We start from the raw sequence: 19,539 nt of genomic DNA on the forward strand, positions 1-19,539 counted from the left end.
ATGGCCGCAGTCCGCACTTCTTCCGAAATCACCTTCAACCGGGTCGCCATCGTCGCTGTCCTGCTGGTGACGATCATCTTCCTGGCGCCGATCTACTGGATCGCCTCGACGGCGTTCAAGCCGCGCAACCTCGCCACCACCATTCCGCCGACGGTGGTTTTCCAGCCGGAGATATCGCCCTTCGTCAAGTTGTTCACCAAGCGTTCGCAGTTGCGCAGCCCGCCGTCGCCGGAGGAGTACGCGGCTGCGCCGTGGTGGGAGCGAGTCGTCTTCAATGGGGGCGAAAAGATTGTGCGCGACGGCAAGGGCCAGGTGCAGTGGTCGGGCTATCCGAGCCGTTTCATGAATTCACTGATCGTTGCCATAACCTCGACCGTCCTGGCCGTCGGCATGGGCACCTTCACCGCCTATGGGTTCTCGCGCTTCAAGGTAAAAGGCGAGGCGGACCTACTGTTCTTCATCCTGTCGACACGCATGCTGCCGCCGGTGGTCGTCGCCATTCCGATGTTCCTGATGTACCGGGCGGTCGGCCTCAACGATTCCCATATCGGCTTGATCATCCTTTACACCGCCTTCAACCTGTCCTTCTCGGTGTGGCTGATGAAAGGCTTCATGGACGAGATCCCCAAGGAGTATGAGGAGGCGGCCCTCGTCGACGGCTATACGCGTATGGAGGCCTTCTTCAAGATCGTGCTGCCCGAGGCCGCCACCGGCATCGCCGCCACCGCCGTGTTCTGCTTTATCACGGCGTGGAACGAATATGCCTTCGCACTGATCATGACCAGCCGCCGTGCCCAGACAGCACCGCCCTTCATCCCCAGCCAGGTCGGTTCCGGCCTGCCGGACTGGACGGTGATTGCCGCCGGAACCTTCCTGTTCCTGCTGCCGGTCGCGATCTTCACCTTCCTGCTCCGTAATCACCTGTTGCGCGGCATGTCGTTTGGAGCGATCCGCAAATGAGCTTTCGCGAGATCAACCAGAAATATCTCGAACCGGGCAGCCAGGTGCTGATGGTGCTCGGTATCATCGCGCTCTGCCAGCCGTGGAACATGCTGCTGCACAGCTATGGCGTGACCATCATCCTGATCGGCCTGATCGGCTTCAACATCACCTCCAAGATCGCGCCGGAGGAGAAGGCCGGCACCGGGCAAGGGGCAAATCCGGGGGCACAGCATTGACCCAGATCGAGCTTCGAGGCGTCCAGAAATATTTCGGCGCCGTGCAGGTCATAAAGGACCTCAACCTGAAGATCGACGACAACGAGTTCATCGTGCTGCTCGGCCAGTCGGGCTGCGGGAAGACGACGACGCTCAGGGCGATTGCCGGGCTGGAGACGATCGACGGCGGCGACATCCTCATCGACGGCAAGCCGGTCCAGCACCTCAAGGCCGCCGATCGCGATATCGCCATGGTCTTCCAGTCGTTCTCGCTCTATCCGCATATGAGCGTCTATGAGAACATCGCCTTTCCGCTCAGGGCGACGCGCAAGAGCAAGGCCGAGATCGACAGCGAGGTGCGCTCGGTCGCCAAGACGCTGCAGATCAGCGATCTCCTCGCCAAGAAACCGTCGGCGCTGTCGGGCGGCGACATGCAGCGCGTGGCGATCGGCCGAGCCTTGGTGCGGCGGCCGAAGGCGATGCTGATGGACGAGCCGATCGGGGCGCTCGATGCCAAGCTGCGCGAGGAGATGCGGGCCGAGATCAAGCGGCTGCACATCAAGCAGGGCTCGACCAGCATCTACGTCACCCACGACCAGATCGAGGCGATGAGCCTCGCCGACCGCATCGTCATCATGCATGAAGGTGTGCTGCAGCAGGTTGGCTCGCCGGACGAGGTCTATTCGCATCCGGCGAACCTTTTCGTCGCGCAATTTGTAGGCAGCCCGGTGATGAACGTCGCCGACGCTTCGGTGACCGAGAAAGCCTCGTCGGCCTCGGTCACCGTCGGCGATGCGGCCGCCGGTTTCGAATTCCCGCGCGCCTTGCTGTCGAAGCTCAACGGCCATGCCGGCGGCCAACTCGCGCTCGGCATCCGGCCGGAAGGCGTCCTCGTCCGCCGCGAAGCAGCCGAAGGGTTCTTGCCGGTGGAGACGCAGATCGTCGAGCCGCTCGGCTCCTTCGACATCGTCGACCTCAAGGTCGGCTCCAAGATGCTGCGTGCGCGCACCAAGAGCGGCTTCATCGGCGGCCCCGGCGAAAGAGTCTTCGTCAGAATCGATCCCGGCCAGGCGCATTTCTTCGACACGGCGAGCGGCAAATCGCTGGGAGTGAGACTCTGATGGCCCACATCCAGCTCAAGAACATCTCGAAGAAATTCGGCAACCACACCGCCTTGACCGGGCTCGATCTCGACATCGCCGATGGCGAGTTCTTCGTCCTGCTCGGCGAGACCGGCGCCGGCAAGACGACGACGCTGCGCATGATTGCCGGCCTGGAAAAACCGAGCGAAGGTCAGGTCTTGATCGACGGCGTCGATGTCGCCGATTGGGGCGCGGCGGAGCGCGACGTGGCGCTGGTGCTGCAGCAATATTCACTCTACCCGCGCTATACCGTACGCCAAAACCTCGAATTTCCGCTGAAGCCGAAAATCCGCCGGCTGCCCGATGCCGAGATCAAGGATCGCGTCGACCGCGCCGCCAGGACGCTGCGGATCGAGCATCTACTCGACCGCAAGACCGACCGGCTTTCAGGCGGCGAGATGCAGCGCGTCTCGATCGGCCGCGCCATCGTGCGCAAGCCGAGGGTATTCCTGATGGATGAGCCGTTGTCGGCGCTCGACGCCAAATTGCGCGAAGCGCTGCGCATCGAATTGAAGAACCTGCAGATGCAGCTTGGCGCCACCTTCCTGTTCGTGACGCACGATCAGATCGAGGCGATGTCGATGGGTGACAAGGTCGGCGTGCTCAACCATGGCCGCATCGTCCAGACCGGCACGCCGTACGAGATCTACAACAATCCGCGCGACACCTACGTGGCAAGCTTCGTCGGCTCGCCGCCGATGAACCTCATCGACGGCAAGCTTGTCAACGGACGTGCGGTGATGGCACCGCTGAATTTCGAATTGCCGTTTTCGGGGGGTGCCAAGACTTCGGGGGGGCTAAAGACGGGCGCGGCGACCGACGGTCGCCCGCTCGTCTTCGGAATTCGCCCTGAAGACGTCTATCTCGAGACCGGCGCGCCGGTCGAGGCGCGGGTCCACGATGTCGAGAACCATGGCGTCGAAAAGATCCTGACGCTGCGGGTCGGCGACACCATGCTGCGCGCCACCGTGCCGGCCAGGACCGACGTGCAGATAGAGCAGCCGGTGCGCTTTGCCTGGAACCCGGACAAGGTGGTGCTGTTCGACAAGGGCAGCGGAATAAGCCTGCGTCACGCCGGCTAAGTACAAGCCTCTTTGCTGCAGCTAGAACGGATGCGTTCAAATCGAGCCGTGCATACCGCTCTAAACCATGTGTTTTAGCCGCATTTGTGCGACGTCGAGTGATTCCCTTGGCTGCTAAATGCTCGAGTCTTCCCGTCATCCCCCATACGGGGGATGCGGATGCTCCGATTTGTCGAATAGGCTGATCCTTTGGTCCCAAACGGGCTTTGCAAGCCCAATTTGGAGGCCCAAAACGGAGGGTTGGCTATGGGAACTCTATTTCGCGGTTTTGCGACGATCCTACTCGTCGCCGGTATGGGATTGTCGGCGGCGCATCTGGGCGAGGCGCAGGCAGCCAAGAAAGTTGTCGCCGGCGCGAAGGTCGACGCCAAGAGGATCAAGGATCTCAACGGCACGGTCAATCTGTCCACCAGCGACTGCAAGCTGTTGTTGAGCGGCACCGTCGTGGAAGTCTCGGATGGCAGGTGCGGGGCTTCCGGCAAATATTGCAAGAGCAGCGCCGGCTCGGCCTGCATCACCGAGCAATAACCCGGCCAACGTTTAGCCGGCCTGGCGGATATCAGCCTGTTCCTCGGCCCGGAAATGGCTAGGCGGCGATCCGATGACCCGTTTGAAGGCGCGGCTGAAGGAGGCGTCGGATTCGTAGCCGAGACGAGCCGCGACGACGGAAATCTTGAGCCGGTCGCGGACCAGCCATTGCCTCGCCTGGTGCATCCGCACCTGCGTGACGTACTTTGCCGGTGTTTCGCCGACAATGGTTGCGAAGCGCTCGGCGAAACCTGATCGCGAGGCACCCATCATCTTCGCCAGAGCTTCCACCGTCCAGTCGCGGTTCGGTTCCAGATGGATCGCGGCCAGCACCCGGCCGATCTCGCGGTCCCTGACCGCCGCAATCCAACCGGAAGAGTCGCCGCAGCCGCGCTCGACCCATGAGCGGATGACGGTCGCGGCGAGCACATCGGCCAGCCGCGCCAGGATGCCGCCGGAGCCGACGCGCTCCATCGTCACCTCGCGGGCCATCGCTTCCAGCAAATGCGGGATACCTGGCTCATAGGCCTCCAACTCATGTGCGCGCATCACGTCCGGCATCATGCCGAGCAAGGGGTGCAAGCCATCGAGATTGAAATACATGCTGCCGAAAAACAGCAAGGTCCCCGGACGGCAGCCGGGCATGCCGTCATTCGACATGCAATAGACACCCTTGCAGATTTCCTCGACCTCATAGCCGTGGATCGGCGCCGCCTCGGTACCCGGCTCGCTCGCCAGCGTGTGGGCTGAGCCGCGCGGCAACAATACCGCGTCGCCAGCCTTCAGTTCCACCCATTCGCCGGACGGCTGCAGCAACCAGCAGCCTTTGCGGCCGATGAAATGAAACCGTGCCGCCGCCTGAGCCGGAAAATGGATGCCCCAGGGTTCCTTCATCTCGCAACGGCCGTAATCGACGCCTTCGAGGCGCAATCCGCGCAATATGTCTGTCAGCGGATCACCGGTGACGGGGATTTTGGACGAACGGTCAAGCATAATGGTGTTTCTAGCATGGAAACTCCAGACAGTCACTCCCTATGTTGCACTGCAGCCAGATGCTGCGCTGCAACCAGATCGGAGATCCCTCATGACCGAACCCGCGACAGGCGTCATGGACGCCGTTCTCGACCCATCGGAAACCGGCGAACGATCCGAGCCCGCATGGGGGGCAGTGGTCTCCCTGGCGCTCGGAGTCTTCGGCCTGGTGACCGCGGAATTTCTGCCTGCCAGCCTGCTGACGCCGCTTGCGCAGGATCTCGGCATCACCGAAGGCGCCGCCGGGCAGGCGGTAACGGCAACCGCCGTCATCGGCGCGATTGCGGCGCCGACCATGGCCATTGTCACCAAGCGGCTGGACCGCAGGTTGGTCATGTGGGCGCTGACGGTGCTGCTTGTGCTGTCAAACCTGGTGGCCGCGTTTGCGTCCTCGCTTCCCGTTCTTCTGATTGCCCGCATCATGCTCGGGATCAGTCTTGGCGGCTTCTGGTCGATGTCGGCAGCCATGGCGATGCGGCTCGTTCCGATGCGGCTGATGCCGCGCGCCATGTCGATCATTCTCACCGGCGTTTCGGTGGCAACGGTCTGCGCGGCTCCGGTCGGCGCCTATGTCGGCGACATCTGGGGCTGGCGGACGGCGTTCATGATCGCCGCCGTGGTCGGAGCGCTGGCGCTGCTGGTGCAGGTGGCTACCATTCCGAAGCTGCCGCCTGCAGGTACGGCAGGTTTTCGCACGCTGCTGGAGGTGATGAAGCGGCCGATGATCAGGGTGGCACTGCTGGTGGTACTACTGGTCGCCTCGGGACATTTTGCCGGCTTCACCTATGTCCGCCCGTTTCTCGAGAAGGTGCCCGCGCTGGACATCGAGACGATCTCGCTTGTGCTGCTCGCCTACGGCATTGGTGGCTTCTTCGGCAATTTTGCCGGCGGCTTCATTGCCGAACGCAGCCTCAAGGCAGCCGTCAGCCTGGCGCCCCTGCTGATCGCGTTTTCGGCGCTCCTGCTGCTGGTGGTCGGAGGTTCACCCGTCGTGGCTGCAATAGCAGTGGCCAGCTGGGGCTTTGCCTTCGGCGCCGTCCCAGTCGGGCTGCAGACCTGGCTGGTGCGGGCCGCCCCCGATCAGGCGGAAAGCGCCGGTGGGCTCATGGTTATGACGTTCCAGGTCGCCATTGCGTTGGGCGCCGTCTTCGGCGGCCTGCTTGTCGACAATACCGGCGTTGCCACCGCCTTCGCCTATTGCGCGGCGGCGACGTTGCTTGCGGCACTGGCGGCGTTCTTCCTTGGCCCCAAGCCGATCGACGACCCCAAGGCCTAAACGGAACGGCCGTCGAAGTCGAAGACCGGCACGGCGGCGACGTCCAACGCCTCGATGCAATTAATATTGATATAGGCACTTCGCCCGCTCCCTTCGCCGACATCCTCGGCGAAGGGGTGAATGCCGCAGCTGCGGCAGAAGCGGTGGGCGATGACATGGTTGCCGAAGCTGTAGCGGCCGAGATCATCGCCCCAGGCAAGCACCCGCATGCTCTCATGCGGAACTGCCGATAGCAGTGCACCCTTGCGCGAGCAGATCGAGCAATTGCACCGAACGGCTCCGGTCAGCTCGCCTTCGACCTCGAACGCGACCTTGCCGCAGTGGCAGCTGCCTTGGTAGAGCATCGCGCCTTCCTCCTTCGGTTCGACAGGTGCAAATCCGACCGCGCCGGGCTATGTCTCCTGCGGCCAGTTTCTGGCTGCTACCTTAAGACGTTGCAAGCGCGCGGAGTCCGACACCGAAAAATGCAATCAGCCCGCGATCACCTCGAAGCAATTCTTTCGTCTCTTGCCGCTCGCGTCGACGATGAGAGGGTTTTCGTAAAGCTCTACCCGGAAGCCGCCCGGGCGGCGGCGGACGCCACCGATGCGCGGCGAAAAGCCGGCGTCACGCTCGGGCCGCTCGATGGGGCGATCGTCTCGATCAAGGATCTGTTCGATGTCGCCGGCGAGCCGACCACGGCGGGCTCTCTGCTGCTCGCCAACGCAGCGCCGGCGCTGCGGGATGCCATTGTCGTGCAAAAGTTGCGCCAGGCCGGTGCAATCATCCTCGGCAAGACCAACATGACCGAGTTCGCCTTTACTGCGATCGGCGTCAATCCACATTATGGCACGCCCGGCAATGCTAGCGATGCCAGCCGTATTCCGGGCGGCTCCTCCTCAGGCGCCGGCGTTTCGGTGGGCGAAGGCACCAGCGAAATCTCCATCGGTTCCGATACCGGTGGTTCGGTGCGCATTCCGGCATCGCTGAATGGCGTCGTCGGTTTCAAGCCGACTGCGCGGCGCGTGCCGCTTGCGGGTGCGTTTCCGCTGTCAGCCACGCTGGACTCGATCGGTCCGCTGGCCCGCACCGTCGCCGAATGTGCGGCGGCCGATGCAGTGATGTCGGGCGAAAACCTGGCGGCACTGTTGCCGCTGCCGCTGGACGGCCTGCGCATCGGTATTGCGCGCGGCGTGCTGTTCGATGATACGCACGAAGAGGTCGCGACGACGTTCGACCGGTGTCTGCGCAAGATGGAGCTTAGCGGCGCACGGCTTGTGGAGCTGTCGATCGACGACCTGCTTGCCGATCTGCGCGTGGCAACCCAACGCGCGTCTATCGCGGCGATGGAAGGGGCGGAGATCCATGCCGACTGGCTGGCGGCGGGAGCGACGAGGCCGGTCGATCCGCGGGTAAGCGGGCCATTGTCGCGCGCCGCCGCCATTCCGGCCACGGTCTATATCAGGGCAATGCGCCGCCGCACGGCGCTGGCCGCCGCGATGGATGACCGGCTGGCGTCGGTCGACGTGCTGGCCCTGCCGACCACACCGGTGACGGCGCCGACGATCGTGTCGATGACCAGCGACGAGGCGCTGTGCAACAGGATGGAAGGCCTTCTGCTGCGCAACACGCAGGTCGCCAACCAGTTCGATCTATCAGCCATCTCGCTGCCGATGCCGGGAATGACGCGTCCGGCCGGGCTGATGCTGGTGGCGCGCAATGGCCATGACCACCACCTGCTGCGCATCGCAGCCGGCGTGGAGGGGCTGCTTGCAAATTGATCGCACAGCGCGTGTCAGCGCGACGAGCAGTGGCCGCGTTCGCTGTCCTTGGCGGCGCGTTCGATGCTGGTGGCGACCAGCCAAGGCAGGGTGTACCGCTTGCCGTTGAAGGTCCGGGTACGGTTCTCGATCGAGCCGACAACAACGACCTTGCCGGCATAGAGCTTGTCTGAAAGATCGAGCGCCTTGTCTTGTTGCGGCAGGCGATCGATGTCGATTGAAACGCCTTTGATGAGCTTCCCAGCAGCAAGGTCGAGTGCGCTGTTCGATGGACAGGGCGCCGCCAGGCAGCGTATGCCGTTGTCGCAGAACACGTAGCTACCCTGTTCGTTGGCGAAGGCTTGCGCCGTCGCCACGCAGAAGCCGGCGGTCAGCAGGAATTTTGTGACGCTTGCCATGCCGGCACCATCGCCGGCGAATTCGGGAAAATTGGGGCGCTTTCAGAAATCGGCAGGGAACCGCCGCCGGTAGTGCTCGACCACTTCGGGGTTGCGCAGATTGACCGGCAATCTGTTGGCCAGCACCAGCAAGGCTTCGCCAGCCGCGCCGACGCCCATGCGCATCATCGACTGCTCGGTAATCCCAGCCATGTGCGGGGTGACGATGACGTTGTCGAAGCCAAAATAAGGATGGTTGGGCGGTAGCGGTTGTGTAGCAAAAACATCGAGCGCGGCGCCGCCGATGCGCCCCTTCTGCAAGGCCTCGATCAGCGCGTCGTCATCGATCACCGGCCCGCGCGAAACATTGATCAGCAGCGCATCCGGCTTCATCCGCTCAATGCGCTCGCGGCTGATCAGCCCCCGTGTTTCGGGCGTCAGCGGGCAGCACAGAACGATGATGTCGCTCTGCTCGATGAGTGCATCGATCGACAGGAAGCCGACCCTGTCCGGCGCCGGCCGCATGCTGCGCGTCGTCGCCACCACATTCAGATCGAACCCATGGGCGGCGATGTGGCCAACCGCCTGACCGATCGCGCCGAGGCCGACAATGCCGATCATCTTGCCCGCGAGCTCGCTGGCTACCACCGTGTGTTCGCGGCCCGCCAGCCAGCCCTTCGCACGCAAGTCGCGGTCCAACACACGGAAGCGCCTAAGCAGCGCCAGCGCCGCGAACATCACATATTCGGCGACAGATCGCGCGTTCACCCCCGGCACATTCGCCACCAGCACGCCGGCCGCATTGGCCGCTTCCATCGGTACCATGTCCAGCCCGGCGCCGTGGCGGATCGCGGCCCTGAGCTTCTTCGCGCCTTCGAAAAGCGCCGCAGGCAAGGGAGCGCGAACGATGATGACATCGGCGTTCCTTGCCTCGGCGGCCAGCGTGGCCGCATCGAGGGCGGAAGCAACGACGAGTTCGCCGGCCCCGGTCAGCATGGAAGCGGCACGAGGGTGCAGTCTGTGTGTTGACAGGATCTTGGGCATTTCAGGCCTTTTCGAGCGCAGGGCTTTCCGGTTCCGCCCCACGCCCCTCGATCAGCCCCTTCCAGTAGCTTTCCGCGCCTTGCAGGTGGGCGCTCATCAGCGCCTGGGCGAGATTGCCGTCGCGGCGCAGCAGCGCCTCGTAGATCTGGATATGCTCGGCATGGGAGCGCACGCTGCGTTCGGGATCGTTGAAATAGATCGGCAGGCGCAGTTCACCCATCATGTAGTAGACGCTGCAGATATTGTGGAAGACGCTGTTCTTGGTCGCCCGCACGATCTCGAGGTGGAACTCGCGGTCTTCCCGGGCAAGCCCTTCACCGGCGGCGATGCGATCCTCGGAGGCCTTCAGGATCTCGCGCAGCCGCTCGAAATTCTCCTCGGTGGCGCGTGAACAGGCAAGTTCGGCGGCCTTGATCTCGTGGATCTTGCGCAACTCGACCGTCTCGTAGATCTGGACGGGATCGAGCGGCAGGCCGGCGCGGGCGAACAGCGCCATCGCCTCGACGCTCGCCTGCTTCGTATCGATGTAGATGCCGGATTTCGCCCGTCGCTCGACGATGCGCATGGCCTCGAGAATGGCCAGCGCCTCGCGGATCTGGCCGCGGCTGACGCTGAAATGCTCTGCCAGTTCGCGCTCCGACGGCGTGCGGCCCGTCTCCTTGTCCGAATGGGAGAACAGATAGGCGGCGAGTTCCGCGAGAAGGTTCTTTTCTTTCATGTCAGCCGTGTTGCGCGTGCGCCTCCAGGAACCGCTCCGAAATGGTGAATCCCAGCCCGGGTCTATCAGGGATCGCTACCATACCGTCCTTTGCTTCGACAGTCTCTTCGATCAGATCGTGGATCATCGGGTTGGCGCCGAGCGAATATTCGACGGTGAAGCTCGCCGGCGAAGCGGCGCAGACATGCAGCCCGGCAAAGAAGCAGGGCGCGCCGGCCCAAAGATGCGGCGCAAAGCGCAGATTGAAGGCGCTGGCGATGGTGCCGATCTTCATCGCCTCGCTGATGCCACCGCAAAAGGCCGGATCCGGCTGGAAGATATCGGCGGATTTGAGCACGGCGAGGTCGCGGAAGGCATAGCGCGTCGCCTCGCTTTCGCCGGTGGCGATCGGGATCGAACCGCAGGCGCGCACCTCGGCCATGCCGGGCTTGTCGTCGGCGATCACCGGCTCCTCGAACCAGGCGAGATCGAGGTCGCCGGCGAGATGGATAAAGCGCTTGGCTTCGGCCACCGTGTAGGTGCCGTGCGCGTCGACCATCAGGTCGATATCGGGACCGAGCGCCCGTCTGGCGGCACGGACGCGAGCGGCCGAGATATGTGGGGCGCCGTCCATGGCGCCGACGCGCATCTTCAGCGCCTTGAAACCGCCCTTGGCGATGTAGGACTGCAGCTGGTCGCCGATGGCTTCCGCAGTGGCCCAGCCGCCGGAAGCATAGGCCGGCATGCGGTCCAGCTTGCGGCCGCCGAGCAGCCGCCAGACCGGAACGCCGAGCGATTTGCCAAGAATGTCCCACAATGCGATGTCGACGGCGCTGATAGCCGCGATGCTCATGCCGCGTCGCGCCAATTGCGGCATGGCGTGGCCGGCGCGAGCGGCGCTGTCGTGGCGCGTGCCATTATAGAGCATCTCCCAGATGACGCCGATGTCAGCCGGGTCGCGGCCGACCAGCTGCGGGCCGACCTCGTAGTTCAGCAAATGGACAAGGGCGCCGTAGCTGCCGGCGCTGCCGGCGGCATTCTTGCCCTCGCCCCAGCCGACCAGCCCGTCGTCGGTCTCGATGCGCAGGATGGCGGCGTCGAACGTCGCCACCTGACCGAAGTCGCTGCGGTGCTGCTTCGCGGCTTCGATCGGTATGCGGACCCACCAGGCTTGGACCGTCTTGATGCGCATGTTCATCCTCGGCCCGGCCGCGGTGAGGCGGAAGGGCTCTTTCCAAACGGCTCGGCTACTTGATCAGCGGCAGCAGCGTTTCCGCGTTGATGCGCATCTGGTCGGTGTAGAATTTCTCCGTGAGCACGCTGGAGCCGTGGTCCTGAATGAATTTCAGCTGCTCCGGCGAGATGTCGACGGGGTTGCGTTCGACCATGTCGGGATAGGGGGCAGCCGGCGTGCGGTCGACGGGGGCGACGAATTCATTGGTCAGCGCGCCGTCATAGCCGATCTCCTTCAGCGTGCCGACGATCTTCGGCCAGTCGATCTGCCCGAGGCCGGCGGCGAAGCGGTTGTTGTCGGCGACATGGAAGTCGTACAGGCGCTTGCCTACCTGCCGGATGGCGTCGTAGACGTTAAATTCTTCCATGTGGATGTGGTAGGCGTCGAGGCAGACGCCGCATTCGGGGCTGACCGCATCGGCCAGCGCCAGTGCCTGGGCGCCGCGGTTGAACAGATAGGTCTCGAAGCGGTTGAGTGGCTCGACCGCGATCTTGACGCCGACCTTCTTGGCGTGGGTGAAGCATTCCCGGGTGGCGTCGACCACCCATTTCCACTCCTCTTCCTCGGTGCCGTCCGGCACCACCTTGCCGACGGTGGCCGGAACCAGCGTGATGATCTCGCCATCAAGTTCGCTGACCATGGTCAGCACGTCCTTGACATACTGCACCGAGCGCTCGCGTTGGCCCTGGTCCTTGGCGGCGAGATTTCGCTCGCCCAGCATCAGCGTCACCGCTCCCCAGCAGCGAATGCCGTACTCGTTCAACAGTGCGCGCGTCTCCTTGGGCTTGTACTGATCGGGTTCGCCGGAGATCTCGATCGACTCGTAGCCGAATTTCTTGATGCGCTTGAGCGTCGTTTCCAGCGGCTCCGCCCGCATCCAATTGTGCGTCGAAAGATGCATGGTCTATCCTTCCCAGAATCGCCTGTACCAGTTCGCCTGCGGCGCACTCTGCCGAAGCGTGCCGCATGATTCTTCCCCAAGGCGTCCCAGCATTTTTTGCAAACTGGTTCGACCAATTGGGCCTGATGGGAGGTCTACAGTAATTTCATCTGGACGGCAAGAAGTGCTGCCATCAAGCGTTGGCTCCTGTCTATGCTATTGATTATACTTAAACATGTGGCCTAACTCGGCATGGTTGCAGGACCGCGGCAGCGCGTCAAATGGCTTGACCGGATTTCGGCATTTGGTAATACCAGAATAGCGGCGCTGAGCGCGCTGTGCAAAGAGACCAAAGACGCTGGCCCTGTTTTCAATCGGCGCTATGCTTGGTCGTGAAACATAGGGAGATGCCGATGCCGACGACGATGAAGGGGCCTGGTCTGTTCCTGGCGCAGTTTGCGGGCGACGCCGCGCCGTTCAATTCGCTGGCCTCGATCACCAAATGGGCGGCTGGTCTGGGCTACAAGGGCGTGCAGATCCCGACATGGGACGCCCGATTGTTCGATCTCGAGAAGGCAGCCTCCTCCAAGGCCTATTGCGACGAGGTGAAGGGCATCTGCGCCGATGCCGGCGTCGAGATCACCGAACTGTCGACGCATCTGCAGGGGCAACTGGTGGCGGTGCATCCCGCCTATGACGCGCAGTTCGACGGCTTCGCGCCGGCTGCGGTGCACAACAATCCAAAAGCAAGGCAGCAATGGGCGGTCGAACAGATGAAGTTCGCCGCCAAGGCGTCGAAGAATCTCGGGCTCAAGGCGTCGGTGTCGTTTTGCGGCGCGTTGGCCTTCCCATACCTCTACCCCTGGCCGCAGCGGCCGGCGGGATTGATCGAGGAAGCGTTTGCCGAACTCGGCAAGCGCTGGAAGCCGATTCTCGACGTTTATGACGAGAACGGCGTCGATGTCGGCTACGAAATTCATCCGGGCGAGGACGTGTTCGACGGCGCGACATTCGAGATGTTCCTCGATGCGGTCGGCGGCCATAAGCGCTGCAACATCAACTACGACCCGTCGCACTTCCTGCTGCAGCAGCTCGATTATCTCGAATTCATCGACATCTACCACGAGCGGATCAAGGCGTTCCACGTCAAGGATGCCGAGTTCAATCCGACCGGGCGGCAAGGTGTCTATTCCGGTTACCAGAGCTGGACCAACCGTGCCGGGCGTTTCCGCTCGCTCGGCGACGGGCAGGTGGATTTCGGCGGCATCTTCTCCAAGCTCACTCAATACAATTACGATTCATGGGCGGTGCTGGAATGGGAATGCTGCCTCAAGCACCCGGAGGATGGTGCGGCCGAAGGCGCTCCCTTCATCCAGCACCACATCATCAGGGTGACGGAAAAAGCATTCGACGACTTCGCCGGCGGCACGACCGATAAAAAGATGCTGCGCGGCATGATGGGGATCTAGCACAGATATCCCTCCCCCTCGAAGGGAGGGTCGATCCACGCAGCGGATCGGGGTGGGGTCGCCGGGCGTAGAGCTCGGCATGAACCAACCCCACCCGGCCGTGCGGGCCACCTTCCCCTCAGCGGAGGGGTATTTCAGTGACGAGGGAGAAAATCATGGTTGGCGCATCGAAGACGGAAACGGGAGGCGGTCCGATCCGCTACGGCATGGTTGGCGGCGGACAAGGCGCCTTTATCGGCGCGGTGCACCGCATCGCGGCGCGCATTGATAACGAGTTCGTGCTGGTTGCCGGGGCCCTCTCGTCGAATCCGGAGCGCGCCAAGGCCTCGGCGGCCGAGCTTGGGCTCGATCCGGCACGCAGCTACGGCTCCTATGCCGAGATGGCCAAGGCGGAGGCCAAGCGGCCGGATGGCATCGAGGCGGTGGCCATCGTCACGCCGAACAATGTGCACGTGCCGGCAGCCAAGGCTTTTCTCGAGGCCGGCATCCATGTCATCTGCGACAAGCCGCTGGCGACGTCGCTGGCCGAGGCGAAGAGGTTGGCCGCGCTGGTCGAGAAGACCGGCAAGGTGTTCGTGCTGACGCATAACTACACCGCCTATCCGATGGTGCGGCAGGCACGCGAGATGGTGGCCAAGGGACAGCTCGGCGATATCCGTATCGTGCAGTCGGAATATCCGCAGGACTGGCTGACCGAAGACCTGGCCGCCACCGGCCAGAAGCAGGCTGCGTGGCGCTCTGACCCGAAGCAGGCGGGTGCCGGCGGTGCGCTGGGCGATATCGGCACGCATGCCTACAACCTTGCCCGTTTCGTCTCCGGGCTGGAGCTCGATTCGTTGTCGGCCGATCTCGATGCCTTCGTGCCGGGGAGGCTGCTCGACGACAACATCAATGTGCTGCTGCGCTTCAAGCCGGTCGGCGGGTCGCACCCGGCGAAGGGAATGATCTGGGCAAGCCAGGTGGCGCCCGGCCACGAGAACGGGTTGAAATTGCGCATCTACGGCTCGAAGGGCGGCCTCGAATGGGTGCAGGCCGACCCGAACTATCTCTGGTACACGCCGTTCGGCCAGCCGAAGCAGTTGATTACCCGTAATGGCGCCGGCGCGCTCCCCGTCGCCGGGCGCGTCAGCCGCGTTCCGCCAGGGCATCCGGAAGGCTATCTCGAAGGTTTCGCCAACATCTATCAGGAAGCCGCGCGGGCTATTCGTGCAGCGCGCCGGAAGGGCGGGAAGCCGGCCAAGGATGTCGTCTTCCCGACCGTGCAGGACGGCGTCGAGGGCATGGCCTTCATCGAGGCCTGCGTGAAGTCGTCGAAGAAGAACGGAGCGTGGACGAAGCTTTAATCGCTGCGCCCGGTTAATGGGAAGTCCCCGTCACCCGGATTGCCAGCCGAATTGCAAGGCAATTCGGGGCAATCCGACCTTTCCTCGTGGGGAGAGGAGATCGTTGGCGCTGGCGTTCACCTCTTTTCCCCGGCGGGGAGAAGGTGGCCACGAAGCGGCCGGATGAGGGGGCTTGTGGCGAAGTCGCCGGAGGAGCAAGCCCGGCCGTAAAAAGGGGAGGGGCGTCGATGAAAATCGGCATGTGCATGTTGTTGTGGACGACCAGTGTCTCAAAAAAACACGAGCCGTTGTTGAGGGACATCAAGGCGACCGGCTTCGACGGCGTCGAGATACCGGTCTTCTCCGGCACGCCGGACAACTACAGGAAACTCGGCGAGCTGCTCGACCGTATCGGGCTGCAACGCACCGCCGTCTCGGCGATGGGCGATCCGGCGATGAATTTGATCTCGCCGGATGCCTCGACGCGCAAGGCCGGTATCGACTACATGAAATCGACGATCGACTGCGCTCAGGCGCTTGGCGCGAACACGTTGAGCGGCCCGCTCCATTCGACACTCGGGGTCTTCTCCGGCAGCGGGCCGACGGCGGCCGAGAAAAAACGTTCGGTCGCTTCGCAGCGCGTCATCGGTGACCATGCCGGCAACAAGGGTGTCACCATCGGGCTGGAGGCGCTCAACCGCTTCGAATGCTATCTGCTCAACACGATGGACGATTTGTCGGCGCATATCGACGCGATCGACCGGCCGCACATCAAGGCGATGTACGACACGTTCCATGCCAACATCGAAGAGGCTGACCCGATCGGGGCCTATACGCGCAACCGCAAGAACATCGTCCATATCCACATTTCGGAGAACGATCGCGGCGTGCCGGGCCGCGGCCACGTCCCTTGGAAAGAGACGTTCTCTGCCATCCGCAAGAGCGGTTATGACGATTGGCTGACGATCGAGGCGTTCGGCCGCTCGCTGAAGGATCTGGCCGCGGCCACCAAGGTGTGGCGCGACTTTTCCGAAGGCCCGGAAGCCGTCTACCGCGACGGCTACAGGCATATCAGGAATGGATGGAGGAAGGCGCCCTAACCGCACGCCTGCGCAACGCCTCTGTCAGCCCTGGCCGGCCTGGATCCGGTTGTAGTCGTGGATCGTCCTGCTCAAGCGGCGGCGCAGGAAATTGGAAATGTTGTCGAAGATGAAAACGACGAGCAGGACCAAGAGCACCATGTAGAAGACATTGGCCCAGTTGGAATTGGTGCGCATCGCCTCCCAGAGCTTCAGGCCGATGCCACCGGCACCGACGGCGCCGATGATCGTCGCGCCCCTGGTGTTGGATTCCCACTGATAGAGTGTCTGGCTGATGAAGACCGGGATCACTTCCGGCAGCACGCCATAGCGCTGCACCAGCAAGCCGTTGGCGCCGGTCGACTGGATGCCCTCGCGTGGCTTGTCGTCGATGTTCTCGAGGCCCTCCGAATAGACTTTGCCGAGCGTGCCGATCTCGGTGAAGAAAATCGCGGCGCTGCCGGCAAGCGGGCCCGGGCCGAAGGCGCGGGTGAAGAACAGCGCCCAGATCAGCATGTCGACCGAACGCATGAAATCGAAGAACCGCTTTAGCACCTGGCTAAGCAGGCCGCTCGGGGTGATGTTGCGGGCGGCGAAGAAGGCGAGCGGGAAGGCAACGATGCCGCCGAGCAAGGTGCCGAGAAACGCCATGACGATGGTCTGGAACAGCTTCGTCCAGACGTCGCCATGCTGCCATTGGGCGTTGTTCCAGATATTGTCGGCGGCCAGCGCAATGTTTGATGTGCCCGGCTTGAGCTGGGGTCCGGACATCAGCAACGAGACCACCTCGCCGGGCGACTTGCCGAAGAAGGGCGAGCGTGTGTCGAAGACGAAATTCGCCCAGCCGAGGAAGCGTTTGCGGACCTTGACGCGATCGACGGTTATGCGGACCTCGCCGGCAAAGCCCATCCTGGCGACGATCTCATCGTCATGCGCGGTGATCCACTCCGGCACCGGGCCGGATATTACCGGTTTGCCGCTGGTCAACGACATCGGCACCGCCTGGCCATTGGCGACAAGCGTCGCTTCGGCCTTGTCGAAGGTGACCGATTTGGCCCGGCCGTCGATCAGGACGGTGTAGGAGCCGTTGGCGTTGGTGATGACCCAATCGGGATGCGGGTCTTCGCCGAGCGCCGAAAAACGCGGATATCTGGGTGTGATCTGAGGCTGGTCGAGACGGAATTCCGGCTGCAGATCGTAGCTGATCCATTGCGTCAGGAAGAGCGGCAGGCGCTCCCAGTGCGATTCCCTCAGCACTTGCGGCAGGCTGAAGAACCACAAGGCGTAGAGGAGATAGAGCAGGATGCCGGTGAACAGGACCAGCGGGCCGAAGCGTTTGTACAAGGGCCGCCGGAACACTTGGGGGAAGCGCTCCTCGATCGACCGCATCTCATCGGCGGTCATTGCGGCCATGGGCAGTCTTCTTGTTGATTTGCCATGATCTTTTCCAAAAACGGGAATCCACTTTTTGGGATCATGGTCAGGCACCCATCATGAATGCCTGCTCGCCGACGAGCTTGCGGCGTAGCCAGGCGGAAAACTGGTCGACGAGGAAGATCGTCGTGAACAGCAGCAGCACCAATGCCAGCGTCTTGGCGCCGAAGCCGCGCGAGATGGAGAGCTTCAGTTCCTCGCCGATGCCGCCACCGCCGACCGCGCCGATAATGGTCGAGATACGCACATTGATCTCGATCCTGAGCAGCGTGTAGGACATGAAATTGGGCAGCACTTGCGGCAGGCCGGCAAAGCGCACGCGCTCGAACCAGTTGGCGCCGACCGCGCGCAGGCCTTCTTCGGCGCGCATGTCGATGTTTTCGTTGATCTCGTAGAAGAGCTTGCCGAGAGCGCCGATGGAATGCAGGCCGATGGCGATGATGGCTGCGACCGGGCCGGTCGAGAGGATGGCTGCGAACAGGCCGGCAATGACGATCTCGGGGAAGGCGCGAAGCAGTTCCATGAAGCGCTTGACGACGAGCCTGAGCACCGGACTGGGCGTCAAGTTGCGCGCGGCGATGAAGGAAAAGGGCACCGCAAAGACAAAGCCGATGAAAGTGGAAACCAGCGCCACGTTAAGCGTGGTGAGCATCAGCTCGAAATATTCGGGTAGATAAAAACCGCCCCAGAGATAGACGCGGCCAAGCGGGAAGTTGAACTCTTGGCTGCCCTTGTCGTGCGGCGATGCGATGTCGAACAGCGCCCGCCAGACGTCGTTCCAGTCCTTGGGAACAAGCCAACTAAGGAAATCCAGTATGTGCGGCAGCCGATCGAAGAAATGTCCGGCATTGGCCTCGTCGGCGAACCACATGGCTGTGCACATGGCGACAAGCAGTGAGCCGATGCCGAGCGCCGTGTAGAACCGGCGCAAGGACGTCTGGCGTCGCCAGGCGTCTGCTGCCTGCCGGACCGCGTCTGAACGAATTGTAGCGGCGAAGGTCATACGGGGTCACGAGCGGACACGCAAAAAGGGCGGCGCTGAAGGACGCCGCCCTTTCCGCAATTGTCGTCAGCCGCCGATCGCGGCTTTGCGGGCTTCGACGATGACGCTGTAGAAGTCCGGCTTCACCGGAACGTAGCCGGTGAAATCGCCGCCTTCGATGGCCTCGAAGCAAGGCTTGTCCTTGGCCGGCAGGCTGGTGAAGAAGTTGGCGAGCTTGGCGCTCATGTCGCCGCCGAGTGCGGTGCGCACGACCAGCGGGCCGTTCGGGATCAAGCCGGAGCGCCAGACTTCAACGAAATCGTTGGGGTCCACGGCGCCCTTGGCGACTTCCTTGTGGAAGGTGCCGGAGGTGTAGCCGTTCTTGAAGTCGCCGATGCCCGAGGAGTCGTCAACCGCAACATCGACCTTGCCGTCGCGAACCGCGAGAAGGTTGTTCTCGTGGCCGCCATTGAACTGGGTCGAGGCGAAGAAGGTTTCGTTCGAAGCGCCGGTGTCCTTCGGGATCTGGGTCAGCGGGATCAGGTAGCCGGAGGTCGAATCCGGGTCGGCATAGCCGAGCTTCTTGCCCTTGGCCGACTTGATGTCGGTGATGCCGGACGACTTCAGCGCAAGGCCGATCGAATAATAGCCGGTCGCGCTGTCGGTCTGCTGGGTGGTGAGGATCGGGGTCACGGCGTTCGGATCCTTGAGGTAGACGCTGGCATAGCCCGACGCGCCAAGCTCTGCGAAATCGAGCGTGCCGCCGAGCAGGCCCTGGATAACGCCGTCATAGTCGGCGGCCGGGAACAGCGAGACCTTCTCGAAGCCGAATTCGGACTTCAGGTGATCGGCGAGGCACTGAAAGTTGCGCAGCCGGTCCGCTTCGTTTTCACCGCCAAGGATGCCGATGCGGAATTCCTTGATATCCTGGGCGTGAGCGGCGCTTGCCGCGATGGCGAGCAATGAAACGGCGCCAAAAACCATCTTCCTGAACATTATCTCTCTCCTGTTGGTCCCGGCCTCGCGCCGGTAGCGTTAGAATTT

The 19,539-nt window shown here is 63.0% G+C and carries 20 protein-coding genes; 10 read left to right on the top strand and 10 right to left on the bottom strand.

What is annotated here, in order from left to right:
* The 5 genes from NKI39_RS21815 (at nucleotide 1) to NKI39_RS21835 (ending at nucleotide 3,909) form a co-directional block, all read left to right on the top strand.
* Nucleotides 1–960, top strand: coding sequence for a carbohydrate ABC transporter permease (locus NKI39_RS21815; RefSeq protein WP_292661213.1), 960 nt, complete (start codon nucleotides 1–3; stop codon nucleotides 958–960).
* On the top strand, nucleotides 957–1,178 hold the full coding sequence (locus NKI39_RS21820) for a hypothetical protein (RefSeq protein ID WP_352474866.1): 222 nt from the start codon (nucleotides 957–959) through the stop codon (nucleotides 1,176–1,178). Before NKI39_RS21815 ends, NKI39_RS21820 begins: the two co-directional genes overlap by 4 nt.
* Nucleotides 1,175–2,278, top strand: a complete 1,104-nt coding sequence (locus NKI39_RS21825) for an ABC transporter ATP-binding protein (RefSeq protein WP_352474867.1) — start codon at nucleotides 1,175–1,177, stop codon at nucleotides 2,276–2,278. Before NKI39_RS21820 ends, NKI39_RS21825 begins: the two co-directional genes overlap by 4 nt.
* A complete protein-coding gene (locus tag NKI39_RS21830; protein ID WP_352834296.1) occupies nucleotides 2,278–3,381 on the top strand; it encodes an ABC transporter ATP-binding protein in 1,104 nt (367 codons plus the stop codon). The genes NKI39_RS21825 and NKI39_RS21830 overlap by 1 nt, the downstream gene beginning before the upstream one ends.
* 246 nt (nucleotides 3,382–3,627) lie before the next feature.
* Complete coding sequence (locus NKI39_RS21835) at nucleotides 3,628–3,909, top strand: hypothetical protein (RefSeq protein WP_352834299.1); 282 nt, start codon at nucleotides 3,628–3,630, stop codon at nucleotides 3,907–3,909.
* 12 nt (nucleotides 3,910–3,921) lie between these two features.
* On the opposite strand, the gene NKI39_RS21840 is transcribed toward NKI39_RS21835, so the two are convergent.
* Nucleotides 3,922–4,902: an AraC family transcriptional regulator gene (locus NKI39_RS21840; protein ID WP_352474069.1), complete on the bottom strand. Its 981-nt coding sequence runs from the start codon at nucleotides 4,900–4,902 to the stop codon at nucleotides 3,922–3,924.
* A 91-nt stretch (nucleotides 4,903–4,993) separates the two neighbouring features.
* Here NKI39_RS21840 and NKI39_RS21845 point away from each other — a divergent pair, with 91 nt between their 5' ends.
* Nucleotides 4,994–6,217: an MFS transporter gene (locus NKI39_RS21845; RefSeq protein WP_352448398.1), complete on the top strand. Its 1,224-nt coding sequence runs from the start codon at nucleotides 4,994–4,996 to the stop codon at nucleotides 6,215–6,217.
* Here NKI39_RS21845 and NKI39_RS21850 read toward each other — a convergent pair.
* The gene (locus NKI39_RS21850; protein ID WP_352834302.1) at nucleotides 6,214–6,561 is read right to left on the bottom strand and encodes a GFA family protein; all 348 of its coding nucleotides are present in this window, start codon (nucleotides 6,559–6,561) and stop codon (nucleotides 6,214–6,216) included. The two genes, NKI39_RS21845 and NKI39_RS21850, sit on opposite strands and share 4 nt — an antisense overlap.
* 120 nt (nucleotides 6,562–6,681) lie before the next feature.
* Here NKI39_RS21850 and NKI39_RS21855 point away from each other — a divergent pair, with 120 nt between their 5' ends.
* The gene (locus NKI39_RS21855) at nucleotides 6,682–7,977 is read left to right on the top strand and encodes an amidase (protein WP_352474071.1); all 1,296 of its coding nucleotides are present in this window, start codon (nucleotides 6,682–6,684) and stop codon (nucleotides 7,975–7,977) included.
* Nucleotides 7,978–7,991: 14 nt separating this feature from the next.
* Here the strand turns inward: NKI39_RS21855 and NKI39_RS21860 are convergent, their stop codons facing one another.
* Genes NKI39_RS21860 through NKI39_RS21880 form a run of 5 tightly spaced genes read right to left on the bottom strand, consistent with a single transcriptional unit; the run spans nucleotide 7,992 to nucleotide 12,230 of the window.
* Complete coding sequence (locus tag NKI39_RS21860; RefSeq protein WP_352474072.1) at nucleotides 7,992–8,375, bottom strand: hypothetical protein; 384 nt, start codon at nucleotides 8,373–8,375, stop codon at nucleotides 7,992–7,994.
* Between the two features lie 42 nt (nucleotides 8,376–8,417).
* The gene (locus NKI39_RS21865) at nucleotides 8,418–9,398 is read right to left on the bottom strand and encodes a hydroxyacid dehydrogenase (RefSeq protein ID WP_352474074.1); all 981 of its coding nucleotides are present in this window, start codon (nucleotides 9,396–9,398) and stop codon (nucleotides 8,418–8,420) included.
* Between the two features lies 1 nt (nucleotide 9,399).
* The gene (locus tag NKI39_RS21870; protein ID WP_292661187.1) at nucleotides 9,400–10,116 is read right to left on the bottom strand and encodes a FadR/GntR family transcriptional regulator; all 717 of its coding nucleotides are present in this window, start codon (nucleotides 10,114–10,116) and stop codon (nucleotides 9,400–9,402) included.
* A 1-nt stretch (nucleotide 10,117) separates the two neighbouring features.
* Nucleotides 10,118–11,287 (bottom strand): mandelate racemase/muconate lactonizing enzyme family protein, encoded by a 1,170-nt coding sequence (locus NKI39_RS21875; protein WP_352474076.1) that lies wholly within the window; start codon nucleotides 11,285–11,287, stop codon nucleotides 10,118–10,120.
* Nucleotides 11,288–11,342: 55 nt separating this feature from the next.
* Nucleotides 11,343–12,230 (bottom strand): sugar phosphate isomerase/epimerase family protein, encoded by an 888-nt coding sequence (locus tag NKI39_RS21880; RefSeq protein WP_352448392.1) that lies wholly within the window; start codon nucleotides 12,228–12,230, stop codon nucleotides 11,343–11,345.
* A gap of 392 nt (nucleotides 12,231–12,622) precedes the next feature.
* On the opposite strand from NKI39_RS21880, the gene NKI39_RS21885 reads away from it, so the two are divergent.
* From NKI39_RS21885 to NKI39_RS21895, 3 genes are all read left to right on the top strand, one after another.
* Nucleotides 12,623–13,678 carry a sugar phosphate isomerase/epimerase family protein gene (locus NKI39_RS21885; protein ID WP_352823336.1) on the top strand — a complete coding sequence of 352 codons (1,056 nt, stop codon included), beginning with the start codon at nucleotides 12,623–12,625 and terminating at the stop codon, nucleotides 13,676–13,678.
* Nucleotides 13,679–13,833: 155 nt separating this feature from the next.
* Nucleotides 13,834–15,021 carry a Gfo/Idh/MocA family protein gene (locus NKI39_RS21890; RefSeq protein ID WP_352814567.1) on the top strand — a complete coding sequence of 396 codons (1,188 nt, stop codon included), beginning with the start codon at nucleotides 13,834–13,836 and terminating at the stop codon, nucleotides 15,019–15,021.
* 227 nt (nucleotides 15,022–15,248) lie between these two features.
* Nucleotides 15,249–16,100 (top strand): sugar phosphate isomerase/epimerase family protein, encoded by an 852-nt coding sequence (locus tag NKI39_RS21895; protein WP_352823333.1) that lies wholly within the window; start codon nucleotides 15,249–15,251, stop codon nucleotides 16,098–16,100.
* A 24-nt stretch (nucleotides 16,101–16,124) separates the two neighbouring features.
* On the opposite strand, the gene phnE (NKI39_RS21900) is transcribed toward NKI39_RS21895, so the two are convergent.
* The 3 genes from phnE (NKI39_RS21900) to phnD all read right to left on the bottom strand — a co-directional run bounded on the left by phnE (NKI39_RS21900) (nucleotide 16,125) and on the right by phnD (nucleotide 19,491).
* Nucleotides 16,125–17,492, bottom strand: a complete 1,368-nt coding sequence (phnE, locus tag NKI39_RS21900; protein WP_352613131.1) for a phosphonate ABC transporter, permease protein PhnE — start codon at nucleotides 17,490–17,492, stop codon at nucleotides 16,125–16,127.
* Nucleotides 17,493–17,559: 67 nt separating this feature from the next.
* Nucleotides 17,560–18,516 (bottom strand): phosphonate ABC transporter, permease protein PhnE, encoded by a 957-nt coding sequence (gene phnE / locus NKI39_RS21905; RefSeq protein ID WP_023675195.1) that lies wholly within the window; start codon nucleotides 18,514–18,516, stop codon nucleotides 17,560–17,562.
* 66 nt (nucleotides 18,517–18,582) lie between these two features.
* Nucleotides 18,583–19,491: a phosphonate ABC transporter substrate-binding protein gene (phnD, locus tag NKI39_RS21910; RefSeq protein WP_352834308.1), complete on the bottom strand. Its 909-nt coding sequence runs from the start codon at nucleotides 19,489–19,491 to the stop codon at nucleotides 18,583–18,585.
* Nucleotides 19,492–19,539: the final 48 nt, after the last annotated feature.

This window comes from Mesorhizobium sp. M0664 (genome assembly GCF_040320565.1).
Lineage (GTDB): Bacteria > Pseudomonadota > Alphaproteobacteria > Rhizobiales > Rhizobiaceae > Mesorhizobium.